Below are 20645 nucleotides of genomic sequence, written 5' to 3'. Positions count from 1 at the left end.
TTATATCTGTTTAACTTTCATATAACCAAACGCGAAGGAGCGATAATAACTGATCGATATCTACAGGTTTTGAGATATAATCCGAAGCTCCAGCCGTAATGCATTTTTCACGTTCTCCGATCATTGATTTTGCCGTTATAGCAATAATAGGCAGTCTTTTAAATGCTGGCATTTTTCTGATCTGCTTGATTGTTTCATAGCCATCCATTTCCGGCATCATCATGTCCATTAAAACAACATCTATGTCTGGATGGTGATTCATCTGCTCAAGGGCATGTTTTCCATCCATCGCAACAATGACTTCAACTTTATATTTTTCCAGTGCCTTGGTTAAAGAAAAAATATTGCGGACATCATCATCAGTGATCAGTACTTTTTTTCCACTCAGCACTTCTGTCAGAGAACCCAGCATTCTTCCCGTATTGTTTTCCGCTGAATTGTTTTTTTCTTCCACCAGATGCAGGAACAACCCAACCTCATCCAGAATTCTCTGGTACGAGTGTGCTGTTTTTACAACAATTGAATCTGCATACTGCTTTATTTTAAGTTCTTCTTCTTTAGAAAGATGATGTTCTGTGAAGATAATGATCGGAAGATTTTCAAGTCCCTCATGGCTTTTGATGGATTCTATTACATGGTAGTCATTTCCTTTTGAGCTTCCGATATCCAGAATAACGCAGTCAACAAGATCTGAAGTCAGTGTTTTCACACTATCTTCCACCGTATGCTCTACCGATAAAGAGATATTAAAATTGCTCAGGAAGTAAGACAATGCACTGGCATGTTTGGCATTTTCCTCTACAATGAGAACTTTCTGAGGTCCTTTTTTTAATGCTTCCTCTATTTTTCCGAATACATCAGTCATTTTATCCAGCGCTACCGGCTTGTTGATAAAATCGACTGCACCTTTCATAAGACTTTCTTTTTTGAGATGAAGGACAGACATCATATGCACCGGGATATGTTTTATATCCGGATCAGATTTCAGTTCATCCATTACCTCCCAGCCATCTTTTACAGGAAGCTGCACGTCCAGCAAAATAGCATGAGGCCGGTACTTCTGCGCTGCAGAAAGCCCATGGTCTCCCCTTACAACAACAACACCTTTATAATTCTGCAAGTGTGCATATTTCAATAAGGCTTTTGCAAAGTTGATGTCATCTTCAATGATGAGAATAACCCTATCTCCATCTTTAATATTTTCCCTGTCATCTGCTACATCTTCAGGAATTTCAAGAGTGTTCAGAGGAGCTGTTTTTATTTCGCCTTCATCCAGAATATTCTGAATTTCTTCAACATCTTCACGGATGACCTCTACAATATCCTGGTCTGTTCCGGAATGCGTAATTTCTGTGACAGCATGTACAGGAATGATAAAACTGAATTCACTGCCTTTGTCTACTTCACTTTTCAGAACGAGTTCACCTCCAAGAAGTCTGGCAATTTCACGGCTAATCGACAAACCTAAGCCTGTGCCCCCGAATTTCCGTTTGGTAGATCCGTCAGCCTGCTGGAAAGCTTCAAAAATAATTTTCTGTTTATCCTCTGCAATCCCAACACCTGTATCCTTCACTGAAAATATTATAAAATCAGGTTTTTCAGCATGTTTTCTGATATGCAGATCAATGCTTCCTTTCGTAGTAAATTTTAATGCATTGGATAACAGATTTCTCAACACCTGATCAATTCTAAGACGGTCGCTTTCAATCACTTTCTGCACATCTGCACCGATCACAATGTTAAACGGCAGTGCCTTTTCCTGAAATACGGGATTGAATAAACTCTTTAAATCTTTTACTATTTCTTCAATGACTACCTCCTGATATTCCAGGGTCATTTTTCCGGATTCTATTTTTGCAAGATCCAGAATTTCATCGATAAGCGTTAATAAGCTCGATCCTGAACTATGGATAACCCTAGCAGATTCTACCTGGTCTTCATTGAGATTTTCATCCGGATTTTCCGTCATTAAACGTGATAAAAGGAGAATGGAGTTCAGAGGAGTGCGCAATTCATGAGACATATTGGCTAAGAATTCAGACTTATATTTGGTACTTAACGCCAGCTCTTCCACTTTTTTCTGAATCTCATTGTTACGTTCTGCAATCAGATGATTTTTTTCTTCCAGCAATCTTGAACGCTCCTCAAGCTCCGCATTAGCCTGCATCAGCTCTTCCTGCTGCACCTTGAGTTCTTCTTCCGAAGCCTGAAGTTTCTGTGTCTGTGCCTCCAATTCGGTATTTAAGTTTTCCAGCTCAGAATGCTGAACCTGCAGTTCTTCAGACTGTGCCTGGGTCTCTTCCAGCAACTGCTGTTCTTTTTCCCTGCTTTTTGCAGCGCTGAGGGCAATTCCTATATTAACGCAGCATTCTTCAAAATAACTCACTCTGTCTTCATCAAAATTAGATGTTGAGCCAAGTTCCAAGACTCCGATGATACGTCCATCTGCAAAAAGCGGTATCAGTATGATCCCGTAAATCTTTATTGTACTGCTGGCAAAGGTTACCACAAAGTCATCTTCATGAAGGTTATTGTAAACCTGTGTTTTAGCATTAACAAAAGCCTGTCCTATCATCCCTTCGCCAGGTTCAAAAGTTCTTTTCATATTGGATTCCAGCCCGAATGCTTTGTTAAGCTTTAAAATACCTTCATCGTACAGGTACAATGCCCCGTTGATACAGTTCCCGTATTCAATGAGCTGCATCAAAGCCTTATTGGAAACTTCCTGCACCGACTTGGTTCCTACCAGGGATTCATTCAGCAAAGCAAGTCCTTTCTGACGCCAGTCGCTCTTATTAATCTTCTCAAAAGAGATTTTGAGGGATTCTGTCATATGATTCAGAGATTCTACAAGATCTCCAAGGTCATCCTGAGCATTATCTACTGCTTTCTCACTGTAATCACCGTTAGCTACCCTGTTTGCAATTTTCTGAATAGCACTTACACGGCGGGTCATTTCCTCATCTTTTTCCTTAAGCATTCTTTCCAGCTTATCCCGACGGATAAGATCAGCACGCATTTTCAGATAAAAAAACGTAGTTACCACAATAGCAGCAATTGCCGAAAAAATAATAAAAAGAACGGTTGTACCGGAGGAACGGTTGAGATCCTTATTTTTGATTTCAAGCTGACTTTCTTCATATTGCACAAAATCATTGACAATTTTACGGCACTGATCCATATACGCTTTACCGTCCGTAATTTGCTGCTGGGTCATAATGATTCCCCGCCGCCTGTTTTCAACCAGCTGTTTCAGGTTCCCCATCACCCTGTCAACTGCAGTCTTTAAGCCTGCAAGTCTTTCGGATTGATTCTGATCATCTATACCCAAAGATTCGGCACGTATCAGGGCTTTCGGGTACTCCCTCAATCCCCGTTTATAAGGCTCAAGAAAATCTTCCCTGCCGGTAAGCTGATACCCTCTGTTTCCTGTTTCTGCATCCAGTAAAGCAACCAGTACATCTTTCACTGCTGTTACAGAACGTCTGCTTTTGGAAAGGCTTTCACGGTGATTCATCTGATTCCGGATACTCCAGTAGGAAGCCATTGAGCTGGCTATCAAAATCAAAAGGGAAAGACCTACTCCAAACTGGAGATTTCGTATAATTTTTTTCGGCATTAAAATTAATTTAGTGGTAATGTGAAATAAAAGGTAGAACCTTCACCTACGATACTGGAAACCCCAACGCTTCCATGATGCTGTTTGATGATTTCGGAACAGATAAACAATCCGATCCCCATTCCCTGAAACTGCAGTGAAGATTCTTCTACACGATAGAATTTTTTGAATACAGCATCCTGTTTAAAATCCGGGATACCGATTCCAAAGTCGGTTACATTAACCCTTACTTCCTCCGCTTCTTTATCTACAAAAGTGGTAACGATAACCTGATTATTATGAGGTGAATATTTAATCGCGTTAGTCAGGAAATTGATCAGTACCTGTTCTATACGGATTTCATCCAGAGGAATTAAAATATCCGGTTTGATTCCGTGGCGTTCAATTTTTACTTCACGCTGGTCGTGAGTCTGCAATATGGTTTCAATGGCATTACTGATGACATTTTCAAGGTTAACCGGTTTTTTATTGATTTTCAGTTTTCCGTTTTCTATTTTAGAAACATCCAGCAGATCGGTAATGAGCGTATTCAGCTTCTCAATCTGCCCCTGGACTTTCGTTACAAACCCTGCTTCGGAGCTTTCTTTATCAAGCTTTAATTTTCTTTCCAGTAGCTGTACGTATGCTTTAATACTCGTTAAAGGGGTTTTCAGCTCATGGCTTGCAATGCTTAGGAATTCATCTTTTTCTTTTTCAACTTTCTTCTGATCATCAATATCCGTAAAGGTTCCCACCCAGTTTTTGATACGGTCTTCATCATAAACCGGTGTTATTCTGAGCAGATGGTAACGGTAATGACCTGAAATGACATTTTTAATTCTGATTTCCATTTCAAGGGCTTTTCCCTTTTTTCTGCATCTCTCCAATTCTTCTTTGATATTGAGGTCATCGGGATGTGTTTCCGGAAAATCCAATTCAGAATCAGAATACTGGTACCATTTACCATTCACGAAGTCCACGGCTCCGGATTCATTGAGTGTGAACGCAATCTGGGGAAGTGACTCAAGCATTAAGTGGAAGTGATCAATCTGGGACTTCATGGTAACCTGGGATTCTCTTCTTCCCTTTACTTCCAGCTCAAGATTCTGCTGTGTTTTTTTCATGGCAATGTTCTGCTCCTGAAGGTTATAGAAAGTCTTTACTTTCAGCAGAAGAATTTCAGGATCAACAGGTTTGGTAACATAATCTTTCGCTCCGGAGGCATATCCCCGTGTTATAAAGCGTTTATCCGTATTGACAGCAGATAAGAATATGATAGGAACATCTTTTGTTTTGCTGTAATCAGCAAGGGTTTCTGCAACTTCAAAACCATCCATATCCGGCATCTGAACATCCAAAATAATTAGGGCATAGTCATTTTTCAGGGCTTTACCAAGAGCCTCTTCGCCGGAATTGGCGGTTTCCACCTGAAAATCCTTGGATTCAAGTAATTTCTGCAGTGAATAGAGGTTATTTTGGTTGTCATCAACAATTAAAATCATAAAAATTAAAATCAATAATTAGTTACAGCTAGTTTAGTTTCAAAAATACTCACAATATTTGAGAAAACAGTAATTTTTAAAGGTATTTGGGGGTATAATTCATACCACATTTTGTAAATAAAATTTCAATGGCATAAGGATTGAAATGTTATTACTATTTTTAAACTTTCTTCATAATTTAAGAAAAAAACAAGCCTATGAAAAAAACGATAAGCTGCATGAATATAGATGAGAAAATTCTATATTCATACGGGGGCGAGCGGGTTACTTATAAACCTAAAGAATTCATTTTCCGCGAGGGTGAGCATTCACAATATTATTTTCAGATCATAAGCGGAAAGGTAAAGCTGAATACATTCAATGAAAACGGAAAAGAATTTATTCTGAATATCCTGGGTAAAAACCAGAGTTTTGGTGATCCGTTATTGTTTATTGAAAAACTTTATCCTACGAATGCCGTCAGTTTACAAGCTACTGAAGTTATAAGAATGCCTAAAAATAACTTCATGGAAATGCTTCAGAAACATCCTGAGCTTTCTCTTGAAATGAATATATGCCTGTCCCAAAGATTGTATTACAACAGTCTGATGATCCATAATATGGCTTCATCAGATCCTTCCCAGCGTCTAAAAGGTCTACTGGATTACCTTAAAAGTTATCATGACGGAGACTGCCAGCACTGCTTCCCTATAGAACTTACCCGCCAGCAAATGGCAGATCTTACAGGCTTAAGGGTAGAAACCATCATCCGGACTGTGAAAAAGATGGTTAAAAATGAAGTGATAAAACTGGACGGACGTAAAATTTTGTACTAGCTAATCCAACAAAAAAACACTCAAATATAGAATACAAATAAACCACATTCATAATAAATGACCAGAGCCTCAAGAACTCCGGTCATTTATCAAACTAACTTTAATTTGTTTTTTTTCTCCATTCTGCCTTCACATCTTCTGCAGCATCCTTTGTCTTTTCCCAGGCTTCATCAGCTTTATCTTTAATATCATCCCACGCGTCAGAAATATTGGATTTTACCCTTTCTATCCAGTCTTCCTGCGTTGCTTCTTCATCATTATTCCTTTTTTCATTGATATAGTCTCTGGCTTTGTCTGCCAGGTCACTGACCTTCCATTTAGCATCGTTAGCTGCATTTTTCAGCGTATTTTCCGTTTCGTTTACTGCATTTTCTGCTTTGTTGTAATCTGAATTATTCATAATATAATATTTAAGTAATTGGTATATAAATAAACAATGTTCATGCCTAAAAAACAGACATTATGTTAAAATATTCTTAAAATCACATGATAAGAATTTTAATTTCCCTTTCCACTGAGACTTCTGATCATTCCTTTGAAGATCAATCCATGAAATGGCAGCACCATAAACCAATACAACCTGCCCCAAAGGCCTTTTGGACGAAATACAGCTTTTTGCCAGATCTTATTTCTGTAAATTTTAAACATCAGCCATGCTTCTCCGGGCAGCTTCATCTCTGCCAGTAATATAAGCCTGCCTTCTTTACGGTCAGCATATAATACCCGCCAGAAATCTAATGCATCACCATCTTTAAGATCTGAAGGATGTCTGCGTCCCCTTCTCAATCCCGGGCCGCCAACGAGTTTATCAAGAAATCCTCTCATCTTCCAGAGATACTGCCCATACCAGCCATGCTCACCTCCTAACTGAAAGATACGGTTCATACAGGCTTCCCTGTCATCATACTCTTCACTCCGGAGGTCCGTAAAACAGCCGTATTTCGGTACATCCTGGTATTCTTTCAAGGTTGAATCATTACGACTGCTGATAAAACTGTCTTTCCAGCTGGAAATAATTTCATTGGCCTGAATTTTTGCGAGCGTTCTCTTCAATGCTGTATCATAGGAAAACGGCTGCACACCGGTAATTAATTTGATCCTGGCAAGACTTCCGGGGCGGCAGACCACTTCTACCTTCATGCTTCCAACCAATGCCCTGGCCAGATTATAAGAGGTTGAAGTAATAAAATAGAGCCAGTATGAAGACAATCTGGGAGTCATTACAGGGAGTGTAAAAATTGTTCTTTTCAGGCCTCTTACTTTTGCAAATTGCAATAGCATGTCTTTATAAGTCAATACATCATCACAGCCGATGTCAAAATTTTTCTGATAAGCAGGCTCTTTAAACAGAACAAAAATCAGGAAATCCAGCACGTTGGCAATTCCTATCGGCTGACATTGGGTATAGAGCCATTTGGGCGCTACCATGACAGGCAGCTTTTCAACGAGATCTCTTATGATTTCAAATGATGCGCTTCCTGACCCAATGATAATTCCTGCACGAAGAACTGTTGCAGGAACCCTGCAGTCCATCAGAATTTTTTCAACTTCATACCTTGAATTCAAATGCTTTGACAGTTCTTTTTCATTCGCCAGACCTGAGAGATAGATAATATGTTTACACTGCGTCTTCTCAATATAACCGGAAAAGCTGGCGGCACATTTTTTTTCTGAGTCTTCATAATCAGCAGTATTGCTCATGGAATGCATCAGATAGTAAGCACCTGCAATATCTTCGGGAATATTTTTAAGTGTTTCGGGCTTCAGAAAATCAACTTCAATAACTTCAATGAGCTGTTCGTCAATATCCGTGTCTCTTGTAAAACGGCGGATATCCCTGCAGCAGCAAACGACTTTATATCCCTGCGCGGCAATCACACTGATCATTCTTTTACCGATATAGCCGGTAGCTCCCGTAAGCAGTATTTTTTCCATAATTATTGGATTTAACAGATCAATACATTTCCTGTCTGAAGACCATTAAATTTTTTCTAAAAAATGGCCAAAATAATCTTTCTTTTTTACAAGATAGCCCGCATTAATCTCATTGGAATCAATTTCCAAAGGAATCCTGCTTTTGAGAATGATACTGCTGTTCTCAACAGATTTAATTTTGTCAGGATTGTTGGTTAACAGATTGATTTCCTTAACATCCAGCAGATTCAGCATTTCCACCGCCACATCAAAGTTTCTTCCGTCTGCCGGCAGACCCAGTCTGAGATTAGCTTCAACAGTATCTATCCCCTGTTCCTGAAGGGCATATGCTCTCAGCTTATTGATGATCCCAATATTTCTTCCCTCCTGGCGGAGATAAATGATCATTCCTCCTTTTTCAGATATATATTTCATGGCAGCATCAAGCTGCTGGCCGCATTCACATTTTTTAGAATGAAAAACTTCCCCGGTAATACACTCAGAATGAAAACGGACATTAACCGTCTTATTACAATCTGTATTTTCTGCTACCAGAACCAGATGCGGACTCCAGTCTTTTTCATTTTCTGAAAATGCATATATGGTGAATGTTCCGTAATCTGTAGGTATTTTTGATTGTGCCTGTATTGTAAGCATAGGTTTCGTTTCGGTTTTAATTTAAATTTGAGAATCTATTTGTCAAACGGATTTTTCTTATCCTGTTTCACCCAGATAAGTTTAGAGGTATCATATCCGATTTCCTTTGCTTTGGAAATAAAGTCCTGTTTTATAGTTTCAGGAATTGTTTTTTCACGGGAAAGAATCCACAGATAGTCCAGATTTTTCCCGGCAACCAAAGCATATTTGTAATTTTCCAGTGCCACCACATTATATCCTGCATAAAAGGGTCCGAAAAAGCTTACCTTTAAGGCGGCTATATCTTTATCACCTCTGAATTTTGCCGTTCCATCAGCCGATACCCATTTTTCTTTTTTAGTGTTATACCCGCTGTTGACGACATTAACACTTCCATCTTTATTAAGACTATACTGAGCCACAGCATTATCCAGATCTTTTTCAAAACGATAATCAAATCTGGCGATCTCATACCATGTACCTAAATATTTATTGATATCAAACTGATTCACAGGCTGTGCTTTTTCAGGCATAGAAGTACATGAAGACACCATGAATATCCATAATCCGCAGGCAGCAATAAGTTTAAAAATTAAGTTATTTTTCATTTTTAGTAATTTTTTTAAAGAAATAAATATTCAACAGAAATTGGCTGTAGCCATATACAGCATCTTCTATGGGAATGGTACCCATTCTGATTCCCAGAAATTCTTCCGGATTATAATTAACAACCGGTGATGGAATTAAAGATCCTGTCAGGATTCCATTCACAGCAAAAAATCCGGGCATTAAAGCCAGATAGACCAGACTGGCTTTTCCTATCCATTCTTTTTTAGCAATAAAATGAAGGTAGCAAAGCGTGGCCATTGTAACAATTACAGTAAGCAAAGTATATATTCTGTCATAATACAGAAAGCCTGTTACACCTAGCACAATAACTGATGTAAATACGATGAGATTATTAAACATTCCCGCCCAATCCAGTTTAAAAAATTTTTCAAAGCAGTAATAGGTAAAAACACAGGCGAAGGGGATACAGTAAAAAAACAGCCATTCTTCACCAGGAAGCCCTGCGATTTTAAACCCTAAGGTGTACCTGAGATCAAACCACCACACCCCTTTTCCGGTAAACCATATATCCCAGATAATAAAAGGAACAGCCACAATAGTAGATGATATCAGAAACTTCCCGAAAAGCCTGTTAAATTGTATCCTTCTGTCAAAAGAAGCCAGAAAGCAGATAATGACCGTAAAAAAATTAATCAGTATGTAAGTGTAGGGCATCATTTTTTATCGAAATACATTTTAAAATATTGAACAGGCACCCATAAAAAGCCGAAGCATTCTCCTTTTTCTTTTCCCAGATGTTTATGATGCTGTTTGTGAGCACGTCTTATCGCAAGCAAATAAGGATTTTTGGTTTTGGTAAAAATTTTTGCTCTCTGATGGATGAAAATATCATGTACAAAGAAATAGGCCATTCCGTAAAGGCTTATTCCAAGGCCAATATAAAACCAATAGCTGAATTCCTGTTGTACTCCCAGATATAATAAAGCTATGGCCGGACTTGCAAAAATGAAAAAGAAAAGATCATTTCTCTCAAGTTTTCCTTCATTGCTGTGATCATGATGGTCACGGTGAAGCACCCACAGGAAGCCATGCATAATATACCGGTGGATGAGCCATGTAACGCCTTCCATACCGATAAAAACACCCAAAACGATCAGAAAATTCATTGCCAATTATTTTTTGCTGTTAAAACGATTATCCAGAATTCTGTATCTGAAATCAAATATGCTGTTCAGTTTTTCTTTTATAAACAAGCTATGAACTATCCGTCCTAAAAAACCTAATGGAAGTTCGTAATCTACCGTATCTTTCATTAATACTCCTTTTTCATTGGGAATAAACTCATGGAAGTGGTTCCAGTATTTATAAGGTCCTGATTCCTGGAAATCGGTAAAACTTTTAAGCTCATCTACCTGGCTGATAATGGTTTTCCATCTCATTGGAATCCCCAGCAAAGGAGAAACACGGTAATCGATCTCCATTCCTTTGAACACAGGCGTATCCTTAACATCTGAAAGAACGACAAAATTCATGCTTGCCGGGGTTATTTCAGATAAATTATGAGGGGATGAAAAGAACTTCCAGGCGGTTTCAATGGTACAGTTCAACTGCTGCTCTCTGTATAATCTGTATCTCATTACTTATTTTTTATTCAAGATTTTCCAACGAATTAATTACCAGTTTTTTACCATCACAGATAGGCAGATTTATATCTTATATAGCTTTTGAATGCTACCAGCAGTTTCTGTGAATTCGCAATCCTGATCCTGTTCTGTAAAATATGATGTGAACTCGCTTTTTTTATTTTTTCAAACAATGACAGGTAATACTTATAAGCGAGATAAACTCCAAACATTGAAGAGCCGGGCAGTTTTTTAATCCCTTGTAATGCTTCTCTGAACTCTTCCTCAATTTCTTTTTCAATCCGGACTTTCACATCATTATCAAAGACAGACATATTCAAAGCAGGAAAATATGTTCGTCCCAATATCTGGTAATCATCTTTGAGATCCCGTAAAAAATTAACTTTCTGAAAAGCGGAACCAAGCTTCATGGCAAATGGTTTAAGCTCTTCAAACTGTTGCTTATTTCCTCCGGTAAATATTTGCAGACACATAAGGCCGACAACTTCTGCTGATCCGTAGATATATTCATTATACAAAGCAGAATTGTAATCTATTTTTTGCAGATCCATTTCCATACTGTGCAAAAACCGGTTGATAAGCTGAACATCAATATCATACTGACGAACCGTTTCCTGAAACGAATGCAGAATGGGATTGATTGATATGCCTTCTTCCAGCGCATTATAAGTTTCAGCTTTTAATCTTTTTAAAAGTTTTTCTTTATCATAGCCGTGAAAACTGTCTACAATTTCATCTGCTAGACGTACATAGCCATAAATGGCATAAATGGCGGGTCTTATGGAAGGTTTTAATGCCAATATTCCTAATGAAAAACTGGTACTGTATTTCCGGGTAGTATATTTGCTCACCTCGCAAGACAACTCATCAAACAATTTTTTCATATTAATTAAGTTTTAGTTTACTGACCTCAGATGCTACAATTTTACCTGAAATAACAGATGGAGGCACTCCCGGCCCGGGAACAGTGAGCTGCCCTGTATAAAAAAGGTTCATGATCTTTTTGTTCCTGATTTTTGGCTTCAGTACTGCCGTTTGGGATAAAGTGTTAGATAATCCGTAGGCATTACCCTGATAGGCATTATAATCTGAAATAAAATCACTGACACAATAACTTTTTTTATACTCAATCCTTGAAATAAGATGAGTTTCTCCTGTATGTTTTTCTATTCTTCCGAGCATTTCCAACAGATACTTTTCCCTGACCGATTCTTCATCATGAATTCCCGGCGCCAGGGGCAGCAGCAGAAAAAGATTCTCACAGTCTTCAGGTGCTACACCCGGATCTGTTTTTGAAGGGCAGCAGGAATAAAAAAGAGGTTTTGCAGGCCATTTCTTATTTTTATAAATGCAGTCTATATGATTATCCAGCTCATTTTCAAAGAAAAGTGTATGGTGTTTTAAGTGAGGGATTTTACCTTTAATTCCGAGATAATATATGAGGCATGAAGGGGCAAAGGTTTTGGACTCCCAGTAAGCATTCTTGTAATTTCTGAGGGATTTGGGAATCAAGGTTTCCGTATGATGGTAATCTGATGAGGCAATGACCGCATCAAATTCATAATCTTTATCATTTACCCTGATTGAGGTAACCTTCCCGTCTTCTGTATTAATTTTCTGAACATCATGATTAAAATGGAAAACAACCCCTTGTTTTTCCGCCACTTTCTGCATAGCCAGAACGAGCTGATAGAAGCCACCCATAGGATATTTCGTTCCCAAGACATATCCACCATAATTCATAAGGCTGTACAGTGCCGGTATATTCTGAGGGGAAGCTCCGAGGAAGATGACAGGAAATTCCATTAATGATCTCAGTTTTTCGTCTGAAAAATATCCGGATACATATTTTCGGAAATTACTGAGAAGATCAAGCTTTACAGCACTGCCTGCTATTTTTAAAGAAGCAAACTCCAGCCAGCTGTAGCAGGGTTTGGTAACAAATTCTTTCATTCCCACTTCATATTTATATTTTGCAGATTCCATGAATTTGTCATACTGCTTACCTGCTCCGTTCTCAATCTTTTCAAACAGGGCCCTTATTTCATCATTTTTTCCGGGAATGCAGATCTTTTCACCTGAAAAAACCATTTCAAACTGGGGATCCAAAGCAACAAGTTTAAAAAAATCACCTGAATTCATATTAAAATCCCTGAAAAAATCTTCAATAATATCAGGCATCCAGTACCAGCTGGGACCCATATCAAAAACATATCCTTCTTCAGTTGTAAACTGCCTTGCGCGCCCACCCGGCTGATTGTGTTTTTCAAATACGTGCACTTCATTTCCGGATTTAGCGGCGTAGGCTGCTGCTGAAAGCCCGGAAAAGCCAGAACCTATAACTGCTATCCTTTTTCTCAATTTTTCCTTATTCATTGCTATTCATTTAATAGTTGGGAATAACCCGGCTCAATTCAGTCTTTTATATGCAATATCCAGCAGCTCCATCGCTTCAAGATTCATTTTGTATACAGCATAGTGAAATTCATCTAACTTGGAAAGTATGGCAATGAGCAGCATTTTCTCGGAATGACTCAGGTTTCCGGTCACCATTTTTGAGGCTTTGCGGATTTCATCCATATGCCGGTCCAGCATCTTAAGCCCTTCTTCTGTTATCTGAATATGCCTGGCCCTTTTGTCTTTTTCCGATACAGTCTGCTCTATCCAGCCATTCCTGAGTAAGCGGTTAATGATGAGTATGCCTGCAGGTTTTTCATGAACATTATGCCTTATGAGTTCCATTTTTGACATCGCTCCCATAGATTTCAGGCTGATCAGATAAATGAAGTCATCCTGGCTGGAAAATCCTGAATTATTAATGGCAGACTTAGAATAAGACTTTGCATACCTGCTTATTCTTATCAACAAAGTATTGATTACACTTTCTTCACTTCTTCCCATCTCCTTACCTATCCATCCGGGCTCCTCTGACAGCTCATTTCCTTTATGGGAAGATTCGATCCATTCTATAAAACCCTGAAGATTGTTGCTATAAATAGCTTTTTCTTCATTTTCATCAGCAAATTGTTTAATAAGTTCCACAACTGCTTTTATAAGATCATAATTCATATTCAACAAATTAGTATACAAATATACTTATAAAAATAAAACAAGTATATAAATAAACTTAATGAATTGCAAACAAACACCCAACCAGCTGATTTACAGTTGATTTATTTTTCACATAAAAGGTATTAGCTAAGGAATATGATATATTTATAAACTTGAAATTCTGTTTATACTAAACCGCTACGTACACGCCTACTTAGGTTTTCAGACATCAGACAACTTAAGAATAGTATGGCAATATGATCTTAGCTAAAAATATTTTTCGTAATATAAATGCGTATTAAATGGCCTGATGAAAAACTTCCGTAATGACAGACTAAGTGGATATTAAAATCCTCTAAAAGAAAATGAAAATTATACAATAGTCAGTATGAGTATCACTTTTTATAAACCAAAATCAGATCTATTAAGCCAGTATATTGAGGGATTTTATTTTATTTCTGAACATGATACGCTGGAATCAAATCAATATTGGACATTTCCCAGTAATTTTTGTCTTGCAACGATTTGTCAGGACACAGAATTAAATCCTGAAGAAAACAAAATCACAATAAGGAAATCAATCGTTAAAAGGGTGGATTCATTTCTCTTCTACAACATTTCCAAACCCGTTAACGTTACTTATGAAGAACCTAGAAATGAACTGACAATATATTTCAAACCCCTTGCTGTTTTTCATTTTTTCCCTAAATTGTCATTATCATCAACTGAAGATCATTTGGAGAATTTCAAACCATATCCTGATTATCAATCTAAAATCCAGGATCTGTTGAAAATAAATAATAAAGATGAACAGGCACATATGTTGGAAAATTATCTTATCTCCAAACTTTGCAGTCCTAAGCTCGAAACGATTCGCGACATCCTGCAAAAAGTTGAAGAAGGATGGAAATTAAATGATATTGCAGAATCAATGGGTATATCCAGGCAATATCTCCACAGGACATTTTTAAAATATACGGGAAAGTCTCCGTCTCTGTATAAAAGAATACACCGCTTCAGGCAGGTTACCTCTTCTCTGCAGACCCATGAAAAATTCATTTCATTATCACACGAAAACTTATTTTTTGACCAGCCTCATTTTAACAGGGAATTCAAAGCGCTGACGGGTGTTGTTCCCACCTTATTTTTCAAAAACATTAATGATTCGAAAGATATGCTCTGGCTTTTTGTTTAATGGTTTACATTCATACAATGTTCAGGGTATTTGTATTTATAATTTTGTACATGAACAATAGACAAGAGATGATCAGATTACTTTTTATTCTTTGGGGAACATTAGCTTTTGGACAGTCGGTTAACCTGTCTGCCATAAGAAAACAACTGCGTATCCTTGAGAAAGAGAATTACTTCAGTGGTGTTGTTCTGATTGCCAAAGGTGATAAAACGATCTATAAGAAAGCTTTCGGATATGCTAATTTAGCTGACGAAATTCCCAATAAAACAAATACCAAATTTAATTTGGCTTCTATGAATAAAATGTTTACGGGTTTAGCCATTATGCAGTTAGCAGAAAAGGGAAAGCTTTCGCTACATGACAGAGTCGGTAAATATTTACCGGATTTCCCCAATAAACTCATAGCCGATTCCGTTACCATTCATCAATTACTGACACACACTTCCGGAATGGGAAACTTTTGGACTGAACATGACAAATTAGCGAAAGAAAAATTTAAAACGGTAAGTGATTATTTGCCACTGTTTATACATCAGGAATTACTATTTTCTCCCGGGAAAGGGTTTCAATACAGCAATTCGGGATACATGGTTTTAGGACTGATCATTGAAAAAGTTTCCGGATTAAATTATTTCGATTATGTAAGAACTTACATTTTCGAACCGGCAAAAATGAAGGATACAGATTCTTATGATCTGGAAGAAGCAATCCCGAATATGGCAACAGGATATACAATGTTATCAGAAAAACCAGGGCATTGGAAAAACAATATGTACAGTAATGTAACCAAAGGCACACCAGCAGGTGGAGGGTATTCGACTGCAGAGGACCTGCTGAGATTTTCTGTAGCTCTTCAGCAAAACACGATACTGAAGAAAGAATTTACACAGCTGTATTCCACTGGTAAAGTGAAATATAAAGACGGTTCTTACGCTTATGGTATCGTTGAGAATTTTTTAAATGGTCAAAGAATGCTTGGACATACGGGCGGACATTTCGGAATAGCAAATGAACTGATGATTTTCCCGGAATCCGGCTATACCGTTGTAATTTTAACAAACGGAGAAGTTGAAAATTATTGGGAAGCTTCCAATCTCATCAAAAAGGAATTAACCGGAAGCACAAATGCTACAGATAACTTTTTCTATACTAAAGATGTTATCCGGACAGTAGAAAAAAACGGTCTTTCTGCCGGAATAAAAAAGTTAGAAGCAGATTCAGACAAAAAATATGTCCTTAAGGAGAATTTAATAGAAAGATACGGGCAAAAGTTCCTTTTCGAAAAAAAATATATTCAGGCAATTCATCTGTTTCAGCTGTGTACTGCTCAGTTTCCTGATTCTGCCACACCCTATTACAACCTGAGCGAAGCGTATAGATTATCCCATCAGACGGAAAAAGCCGTTGAATTTTTGAAAATCTATTTAAATAGAGAACCGCTGGACAAGGAAGCTGAAATGAAGTATGAAAATTTAAAAAGCAGTAAATAATAGTATTCATCTTTTTCCCAATATTGTCCGCTTAAGGACAATAACTTAGAAATCCAACCATTACCACCTGAATATTAAACATACTGAAAAACAACCATATGTATTCATAAAAAAAGAGACAACTATTAAAGTTGTCTCTTTAGTGACCCGGCTGGGATTCGAACCCAGGACCCATACATTAAAAGTGTATTGCTCTACCAGCTGAGCTACCGAGTCGGCCGCTTACTTTTTCAAGTAAATCCCTTTGTTTAAGGGACTGCAAAGATAGGAAAACCCTCCTTAATTCCAAATTTTCCGGCACTTTTTTGTAATAAATTTTCTGCCAAAAAAGTCAAACACCTGTTTATAAAACAATTACGTTATTTATTTTTTTATTGAATTTTTCCAGCAATAATCATAGTTGACAGATAAACTGCGGTTTTGGGCATGGAAAATGTTTGGCAGAATAAAAAACAAATTATATTTTAGCAACTAAGATAATTATCAAATAAGTAAATTAATGACAAAATATAATATTCAGAATTTCAGGGACGCCAGCAGGGCCTATTCCGATGCCAGTATCTTCATGCATGAGGCCATTGCCAGAAAGGCAGGGCTTTCCAGTACCGATCATAAATACCTGGGGCTCATTCTGCAGTATGAATCGGTTACAGCCGGCGAAATTTCCAGGTTGACAGGCCTTACAACCGGTGCTGTAACAGGCTTAATAGATCGTCTGGAGAAAAAGAATCTTCTGAAAAGACAGTTTATTAAGGAAGACCGAAGAAAAGTGGTCATTATCCCAAATGTTGAGAACAGCATGAAATTACTGGGCCCCATTTTCGATGAACTGCAGCAAAAAACACTGCACTTAATTTCTACCTTTTCAAAAAAAGAAGTAGAAACCATTGAACGCTATTTCAGGGAAGCAACAATCCTTATGAAAGAAACAGCAGACCATTTAAACAACCAAAAAACAATATAAAACCATGGAAAGTTTAACCACCACTTATATAACCCGTGCAGAAATATGGCTTTGCATTACGACTTTGCTGTATTTTCTTATGAATGGCGCACAGATTTTTGAGACCCTTGTTTTTGTCCCCAAATGGGCTTCTTCCCCACCCGAGACATTTAAGTTTCTTCAGGATGGAAAAGGAGCAAGCCTGAAGTTTTTCTGGATTATACTCCACTCACTGCATGAAATCGCTTTTATTCTTGCCATTATTTTCTGCTGGAAAATAGATCCGGTAAGGAACTGGCTTTGGGTATTATTCATCATTCACGCCGCTGTAAGAGTATGGACACTTACATTTTTTGCGCCCAATATTATCCAGTTTCAGAATCTGGCTGCAGCTTCTTCGGTTCCGGAACAAATCTTAACAAAAATATCGCTTTGGAAAACGTTTAACTATATCCGGGTAGCAGTTTATATTGCTGTTTCAATAGGTTTTATTCCTCTCTGTATTAAACTTTTCGGGCTTCGCCAGTGATGAACGGCACAGTATTTAAAATATAAGAAAAAGAGACTGCCTGATCAGGCAGTCTCAGCACTCTACTATAAAATCAGCTGATAAGCTATACTTTTGTTAAAACATTTCCTTACGCAGGTGAAAGTCTGCGTGACTTCAGATAAAGGGCAGTACGGTTGAGATATGGAAAAAGGAAAATCAATAACAGTGAGGCGGCAAGAAGCCACACCATCATTTCATAATAGTCCATTGCAAAACGGACATGATCCTGAACATTCATCCTTCCAACCAACATTTTATTGGCAGCTTTTACGGCTTTACCTTCAGACATTCCTCTTGCAGCAAGTTTAGCAGTCTGCTGATGAAGAAAATTTTTAACTGCCGGGTCCACAGCACTTAAATGATCCTGAAAGGCATTATAATGACGGCTTTTTTCAAACAGTTCAAAAAAATTGATCAATGCAATGCTGATACAAAACCCAAGATATCGTACCGCCAGGGCTGTTGCAGCAGCTGAAGGGCCAATGGCAGCAGGAACTGAGGAGATAATAAAAATAATCGTCGGAACCATAATTAATCCTACTCCCAATCCCTGAATGAATAATGGAATATAATAATTAAACTCATCAGCCTGAACATCAAAAGAGCAATACATTAATCCATGAAAGATAAGAAGCATTAAAAATCCGGGGCCCCAGATATATCTTATATTTTTCTTCTGTAAAACCATACAGCAGGCGATGATCACACCTGTAACCAGTCCTGCAAGGTTGAATATATTGATATAGGAAATGTGAAACGGATCCAGATGCAGTTCTGATGCAAAATAACTATTAACAATTCCTGATGCAAACCGGCAGATGTACATTATAAAAAGGATCAGCAGACCTACCTTAAAATTTCTGTACCTGAAAACACGCAGATCAATATACGGCCTTTTGATAGCCTGCTGACGGAATACGGATATTATTGCCAGAACAACAATTCCAATGACACTTCCCATAATCCGTCTGTCTTCCAGCCAATAATATTCCTGTCCGAAAATGGTTATGTATCCGATGAGCACCAGCATTGTACTGAACAGCCCAAAACTTTGCCAGTCGAGCTTGTACAAATGAAATCTTGCATGGGTTCTGTAATTGCTCATGGCCAGTGTAAGAAAAATAAGTCCCGGCAGATATGAGAATATAGCTGTTTTATAAACGATATTAAAATTATAGGAATCAATAAGATCTGCTGTGATCAGGTTATTAAAAGGCAAAGCGCAGATCAGAATTCCGAAGAATACTGAAAAGCTGATCTCCCGGCCTCTCTCACTGCTTAATCTTGTAAAAATAAGAGTCAGCGAAAGATTCACGTTCCCTGCAAACAGCATTCCCTGCATGAAGCGTATCGGGAACAGTATATAAATTTCATGGGTAAAATAGCAGGCCAGGCAGGCCAGGATCTGCAGTGTGGTAAAAACAAGAAAATACTCTTTCGCAGCCAGGAAACTGAAAAATCTTCTTTCAAGGCTGTAAAAGCCTACATATCCAGCATAAAATAATGCTACTGAAAACTGGATATCTGCCGGTTCACTTCCGTAATATCCAGCTGCTGCATTCACATTCGCAAGCGGAAGGAAAAAGATAATGATTCCCGGCAGTGTCATTGAAAAAAGGATGATTTTAACAAGCCACTCAGGAGCCCATTTTTTGAAATAAGGCATCTGTCTTTTAGCCATTGGAATGCTTTTTATCGGCATATACATTTACATTCATTCCTACTTTCAGAATATCAATGTCTTTTCTTTGCCCATCCACCCTGATTCGTACAGGAATACGCTGTACAATTTTCACGTAATTTCCTGTAGAGTTATCCGGAGGAAGCAATGAAAAACTTGAACCTGTAGCCGGGGAAAGTGAAATAATGGTTCCCTTAAACTCTCTGTCAGGATAAGAGTCTGCTACAATTTTTACATGATCTCCGATATGCATGTCTTTAATCTGTGTTTCTTTATAATTGGCCACTACCCATTTGTCGGTTTCATTATTGACTATAAATGCAAGTGTTTCTCCTGCATCAATCATCTGCCCTACTTCAACGGTTCTTCTTCCCATCCTTCCGTCATATGCTGCAGTAACGGCTGTATAGCTCACATCCAGCTTATGACGGTCCAGCAATGCTTTCAGTCTGGCAATTTCTGCAAGGACAACCGTTTTTTCCGCCCGGATATCATTTATTTTGGATATTGAAGCAGCATAATTATCCTGTGAAGATCTGTAATCACTTTCATTGATGTCAAGGGTTGCTTTTACATCTTCAAGACGCTGTCTGGTGGCAGATTCTTCATCATACAGTTTTTTGTACCTGTTATAATCAAGCTTTTGTTTCCAAACCTTTGCTTTATTGGCATCTACCAGATCCATTGCTGCAGCGGCTTCTTTTTCTGTAGTTTCTGTAGTACTTTCCAGGACTTTCAGTTGAGCGCAGGCTTTACGGAGGGCTGCCTGCGTTTGTTTTTCCTGAAGAACATATTCACGGTTATCAATGATTAAAAGGGTATCTCCTTTTTTTACTTCCTGATTTTCCTCAAATTTTACTGCAACAATGAATCCTCCGGCTCTTGAAATAATCGGGTTTACATATTCCTGAACCTGGGCATCATTGGTCTGTTCATATGCATAATAATTCTTTAAGGTAAAACCGCCCCAGACAGCAAGTGCGGCAACGATAGCAAGTGAAATCCATCCTGTGATCTTCGTGATCAGTCTGTCGGTTGGGGTATATTTTTTTTTCAT

Annotated in this window: 19 protein-coding genes and 1 tRNA gene; 5 read left to right on the top strand and 15 right to left on the bottom strand. The window is 38.0% G+C overall.

What is annotated here, in order from left to right:
* Positions 1 to 10: 10 nt before the first annotated feature.
* Positions 11 to 3619, bottom strand: coding sequence for a response regulator (locus ACR1PO_RS19080; protein ID WP_433987819.1), 3609 nt, complete (start codon positions 3617 to 3619; stop codon positions 11 to 13).
* 5 nt (positions 3620 to 3624) lie between these two features.
* Complete coding sequence (locus ACR1PO_RS19075) at positions 3625 to 5100, bottom strand: hybrid sensor histidine kinase/response regulator (RefSeq protein ID WP_433987818.1); 1476 nt, start codon at positions 5098 to 5100, stop codon at positions 3625 to 3627.
* 197 nt (positions 5101 to 5297) lie between these two features.
* Here ACR1PO_RS19075 and ACR1PO_RS19070 point away from each other — a divergent pair, with 197 nt between their 5' ends.
* A complete protein-coding gene (locus tag ACR1PO_RS19070) occupies positions 5298 to 5915 on the top strand; it encodes a Crp/Fnr family transcriptional regulator (RefSeq protein WP_332387361.1) in 618 nt (205 codons plus the stop codon).
* A 100-nt stretch (positions 5916 to 6015) separates the two neighbouring features.
* On the opposite strand, the gene ACR1PO_RS19065 is transcribed toward ACR1PO_RS19070, so the two are convergent.
* From ACR1PO_RS19065 to ACR1PO_RS19020, 10 genes are all read right to left on the bottom strand, one after another.
* Positions 6016 to 6315 carry a hypothetical protein gene (locus ACR1PO_RS19065; RefSeq protein WP_433987817.1) on the bottom strand — a complete coding sequence of 100 codons (300 nt, stop codon included), beginning with the start codon at positions 6313 to 6315 and terminating at the stop codon, positions 6016 to 6018.
* Positions 6316 to 6413: 98 nt separating this feature from the next.
* Positions 6414 to 7850 (bottom strand): SDR family oxidoreductase, encoded by a 1437-nt coding sequence (locus ACR1PO_RS19060; protein ID WP_433987816.1) that lies wholly within the window; start codon positions 7848 to 7850, stop codon positions 6414 to 6416.
* 45 nt (positions 7851 to 7895) lie between these two features.
* Positions 7896 to 8486 carry a GTP cyclohydrolase II gene (gene ribA, locus ACR1PO_RS19055; protein WP_433987815.1) on the bottom strand — a complete coding sequence of 197 codons (591 nt, stop codon included), beginning with the start codon at positions 8484 to 8486 and terminating at the stop codon, positions 7896 to 7898.
* Positions 8487 to 8521: 35 nt separating this feature from the next.
* Positions 8522 to 9073: a lipocalin family protein gene (locus ACR1PO_RS19050; protein WP_433987814.1), complete on the bottom strand. Its 552-nt coding sequence runs from the start codon at positions 9071 to 9073 to the stop codon at positions 8522 to 8524.
* Entirely contained in the window at positions 9063 to 9752 is a 690-nt protein-coding gene (locus tag ACR1PO_RS19045) for a lycopene cyclase domain-containing protein (RefSeq protein ID WP_433987813.1), read from the bottom strand. Before ACR1PO_RS19045 ends, ACR1PO_RS19050 begins: the two co-directional genes overlap by 11 nt.
* Positions 9749 to 10201, bottom strand: a complete 453-nt coding sequence (locus ACR1PO_RS19040; protein ID WP_433987812.1) for a sterol desaturase family protein — start codon at positions 10199 to 10201, stop codon at positions 9749 to 9751. The genes ACR1PO_RS19045 and ACR1PO_RS19040 overlap by 4 nt, the downstream gene beginning before the upstream one ends.
* Before the next feature lie 6 nt (positions 10202 to 10207).
* Positions 10208 to 10672 (bottom strand): SRPBCC family protein, encoded by a 465-nt coding sequence (locus tag ACR1PO_RS19035; RefSeq protein ID WP_433987811.1) that lies wholly within the window; start codon positions 10670 to 10672, stop codon positions 10208 to 10210.
* 53 nt (positions 10673 to 10725) lie between these two features.
* A complete protein-coding gene (locus ACR1PO_RS19030) occupies positions 10726 to 11562 on the bottom strand; it encodes a phytoene/squalene synthase family protein (RefSeq protein ID WP_433987810.1) in 837 nt (278 codons plus the stop codon).
* Between the two features lies 1 nt (position 11563).
* Positions 11564 to 13054 carry a bifunctional phytoene desaturase/3,4-desaturase gene (crtID, locus tag ACR1PO_RS19025; RefSeq protein WP_433987809.1) on the bottom strand — a complete coding sequence of 497 codons (1491 nt, stop codon included), beginning with the start codon at positions 13052 to 13054 and terminating at the stop codon, positions 11564 to 11566.
* A 33-nt stretch (positions 13055 to 13087) separates the two neighbouring features.
* A complete protein-coding gene (locus ACR1PO_RS19020; RefSeq protein WP_332387370.1) occupies positions 13088 to 13747 on the bottom strand; it encodes a MarR family winged helix-turn-helix transcriptional regulator in 660 nt (219 codons plus the stop codon).
* A gap of 370 nt (positions 13748 to 14117) precedes the next feature.
* Here ACR1PO_RS19020 and ACR1PO_RS19015 point away from each other — a divergent pair, with 370 nt between their 5' ends.
* Positions 14118 to 14924 carry a helix-turn-helix transcriptional regulator gene (locus ACR1PO_RS19015; protein ID WP_433987808.1) on the top strand — a complete coding sequence of 269 codons (807 nt, stop codon included), beginning with the start codon at positions 14118 to 14120 and terminating at the stop codon, positions 14922 to 14924.
* 50 nt (positions 14925 to 14974) lie between these two features.
* On the top strand, positions 14975 to 16414 hold the full coding sequence (locus tag ACR1PO_RS19010) for a serine hydrolase (RefSeq protein ID WP_433987807.1): 1440 nt from the start codon (positions 14975 to 14977) through the stop codon (positions 16412 to 16414).
* Positions 16415 to 16557: 143 nt separating this feature from the next.
* On the opposite strand, the gene ACR1PO_RS19005 is transcribed toward ACR1PO_RS19010, so the two are convergent.
* Positions 16558 to 16630, bottom strand: a tRNA-Lys gene (locus ACR1PO_RS19005).
* 283 nt (positions 16631 to 16913) lie between these two features.
* Between ACR1PO_RS19005 and ACR1PO_RS19000 the strand changes: the two genes are divergently transcribed.
* Together ACR1PO_RS19000 and ACR1PO_RS18995 are read left to right on the top strand one after the other, a co-directional pair.
* The gene (locus tag ACR1PO_RS19000; RefSeq protein ID WP_433987806.1) at positions 16914 to 17378 is read left to right on the top strand and encodes a MarR family winged helix-turn-helix transcriptional regulator; all 465 of its coding nucleotides are present in this window, start codon (positions 16914 to 16916) and stop codon (positions 17376 to 17378) included.
* Positions 17379 to 17382: 4 nt separating this feature from the next.
* Positions 17383 to 17886 carry a transposase gene (locus ACR1PO_RS18995; protein WP_332387374.1) on the top strand — a complete coding sequence of 168 codons (504 nt, stop codon included), beginning with the start codon at positions 17383 to 17385 and terminating at the stop codon, positions 17884 to 17886.
* 109 nt (positions 17887 to 17995) lie between these two features.
* On the opposite strand, the gene ACR1PO_RS18990 is transcribed toward ACR1PO_RS18995, so the two are convergent.
* Both ACR1PO_RS18990 and ACR1PO_RS18985 read right to left on the bottom strand, forming a co-directional pair.
* Positions 17996 to 19588, bottom strand: a complete 1593-nt coding sequence (locus tag ACR1PO_RS18990; protein WP_433987805.1) for an efflux MFS transporter permease — start codon at positions 19586 to 19588, stop codon at positions 17996 to 17998.
* Positions 19581 to 20645 (bottom strand): HlyD family secretion protein, encoded by a 1065-nt coding sequence (locus ACR1PO_RS18985; protein WP_433987804.1) that lies wholly within the window; start codon positions 20643 to 20645, stop codon positions 19581 to 19583. The genes ACR1PO_RS18990 and ACR1PO_RS18985 overlap by 8 nt, the downstream gene beginning before the upstream one ends.

The sequence above is a fragment of the Chryseobacterium amylolyticum genome, assembly GCF_051011775.1.
GTDB lineage: Bacteria > Bacteroidota > Bacteroidia > Flavobacteriales > Weeksellaceae > Chryseobacterium.
Note: the sequence above shows the minus strand (reverse complement) of the source record. Positions and strands in the feature narration are given on the sequence as shown.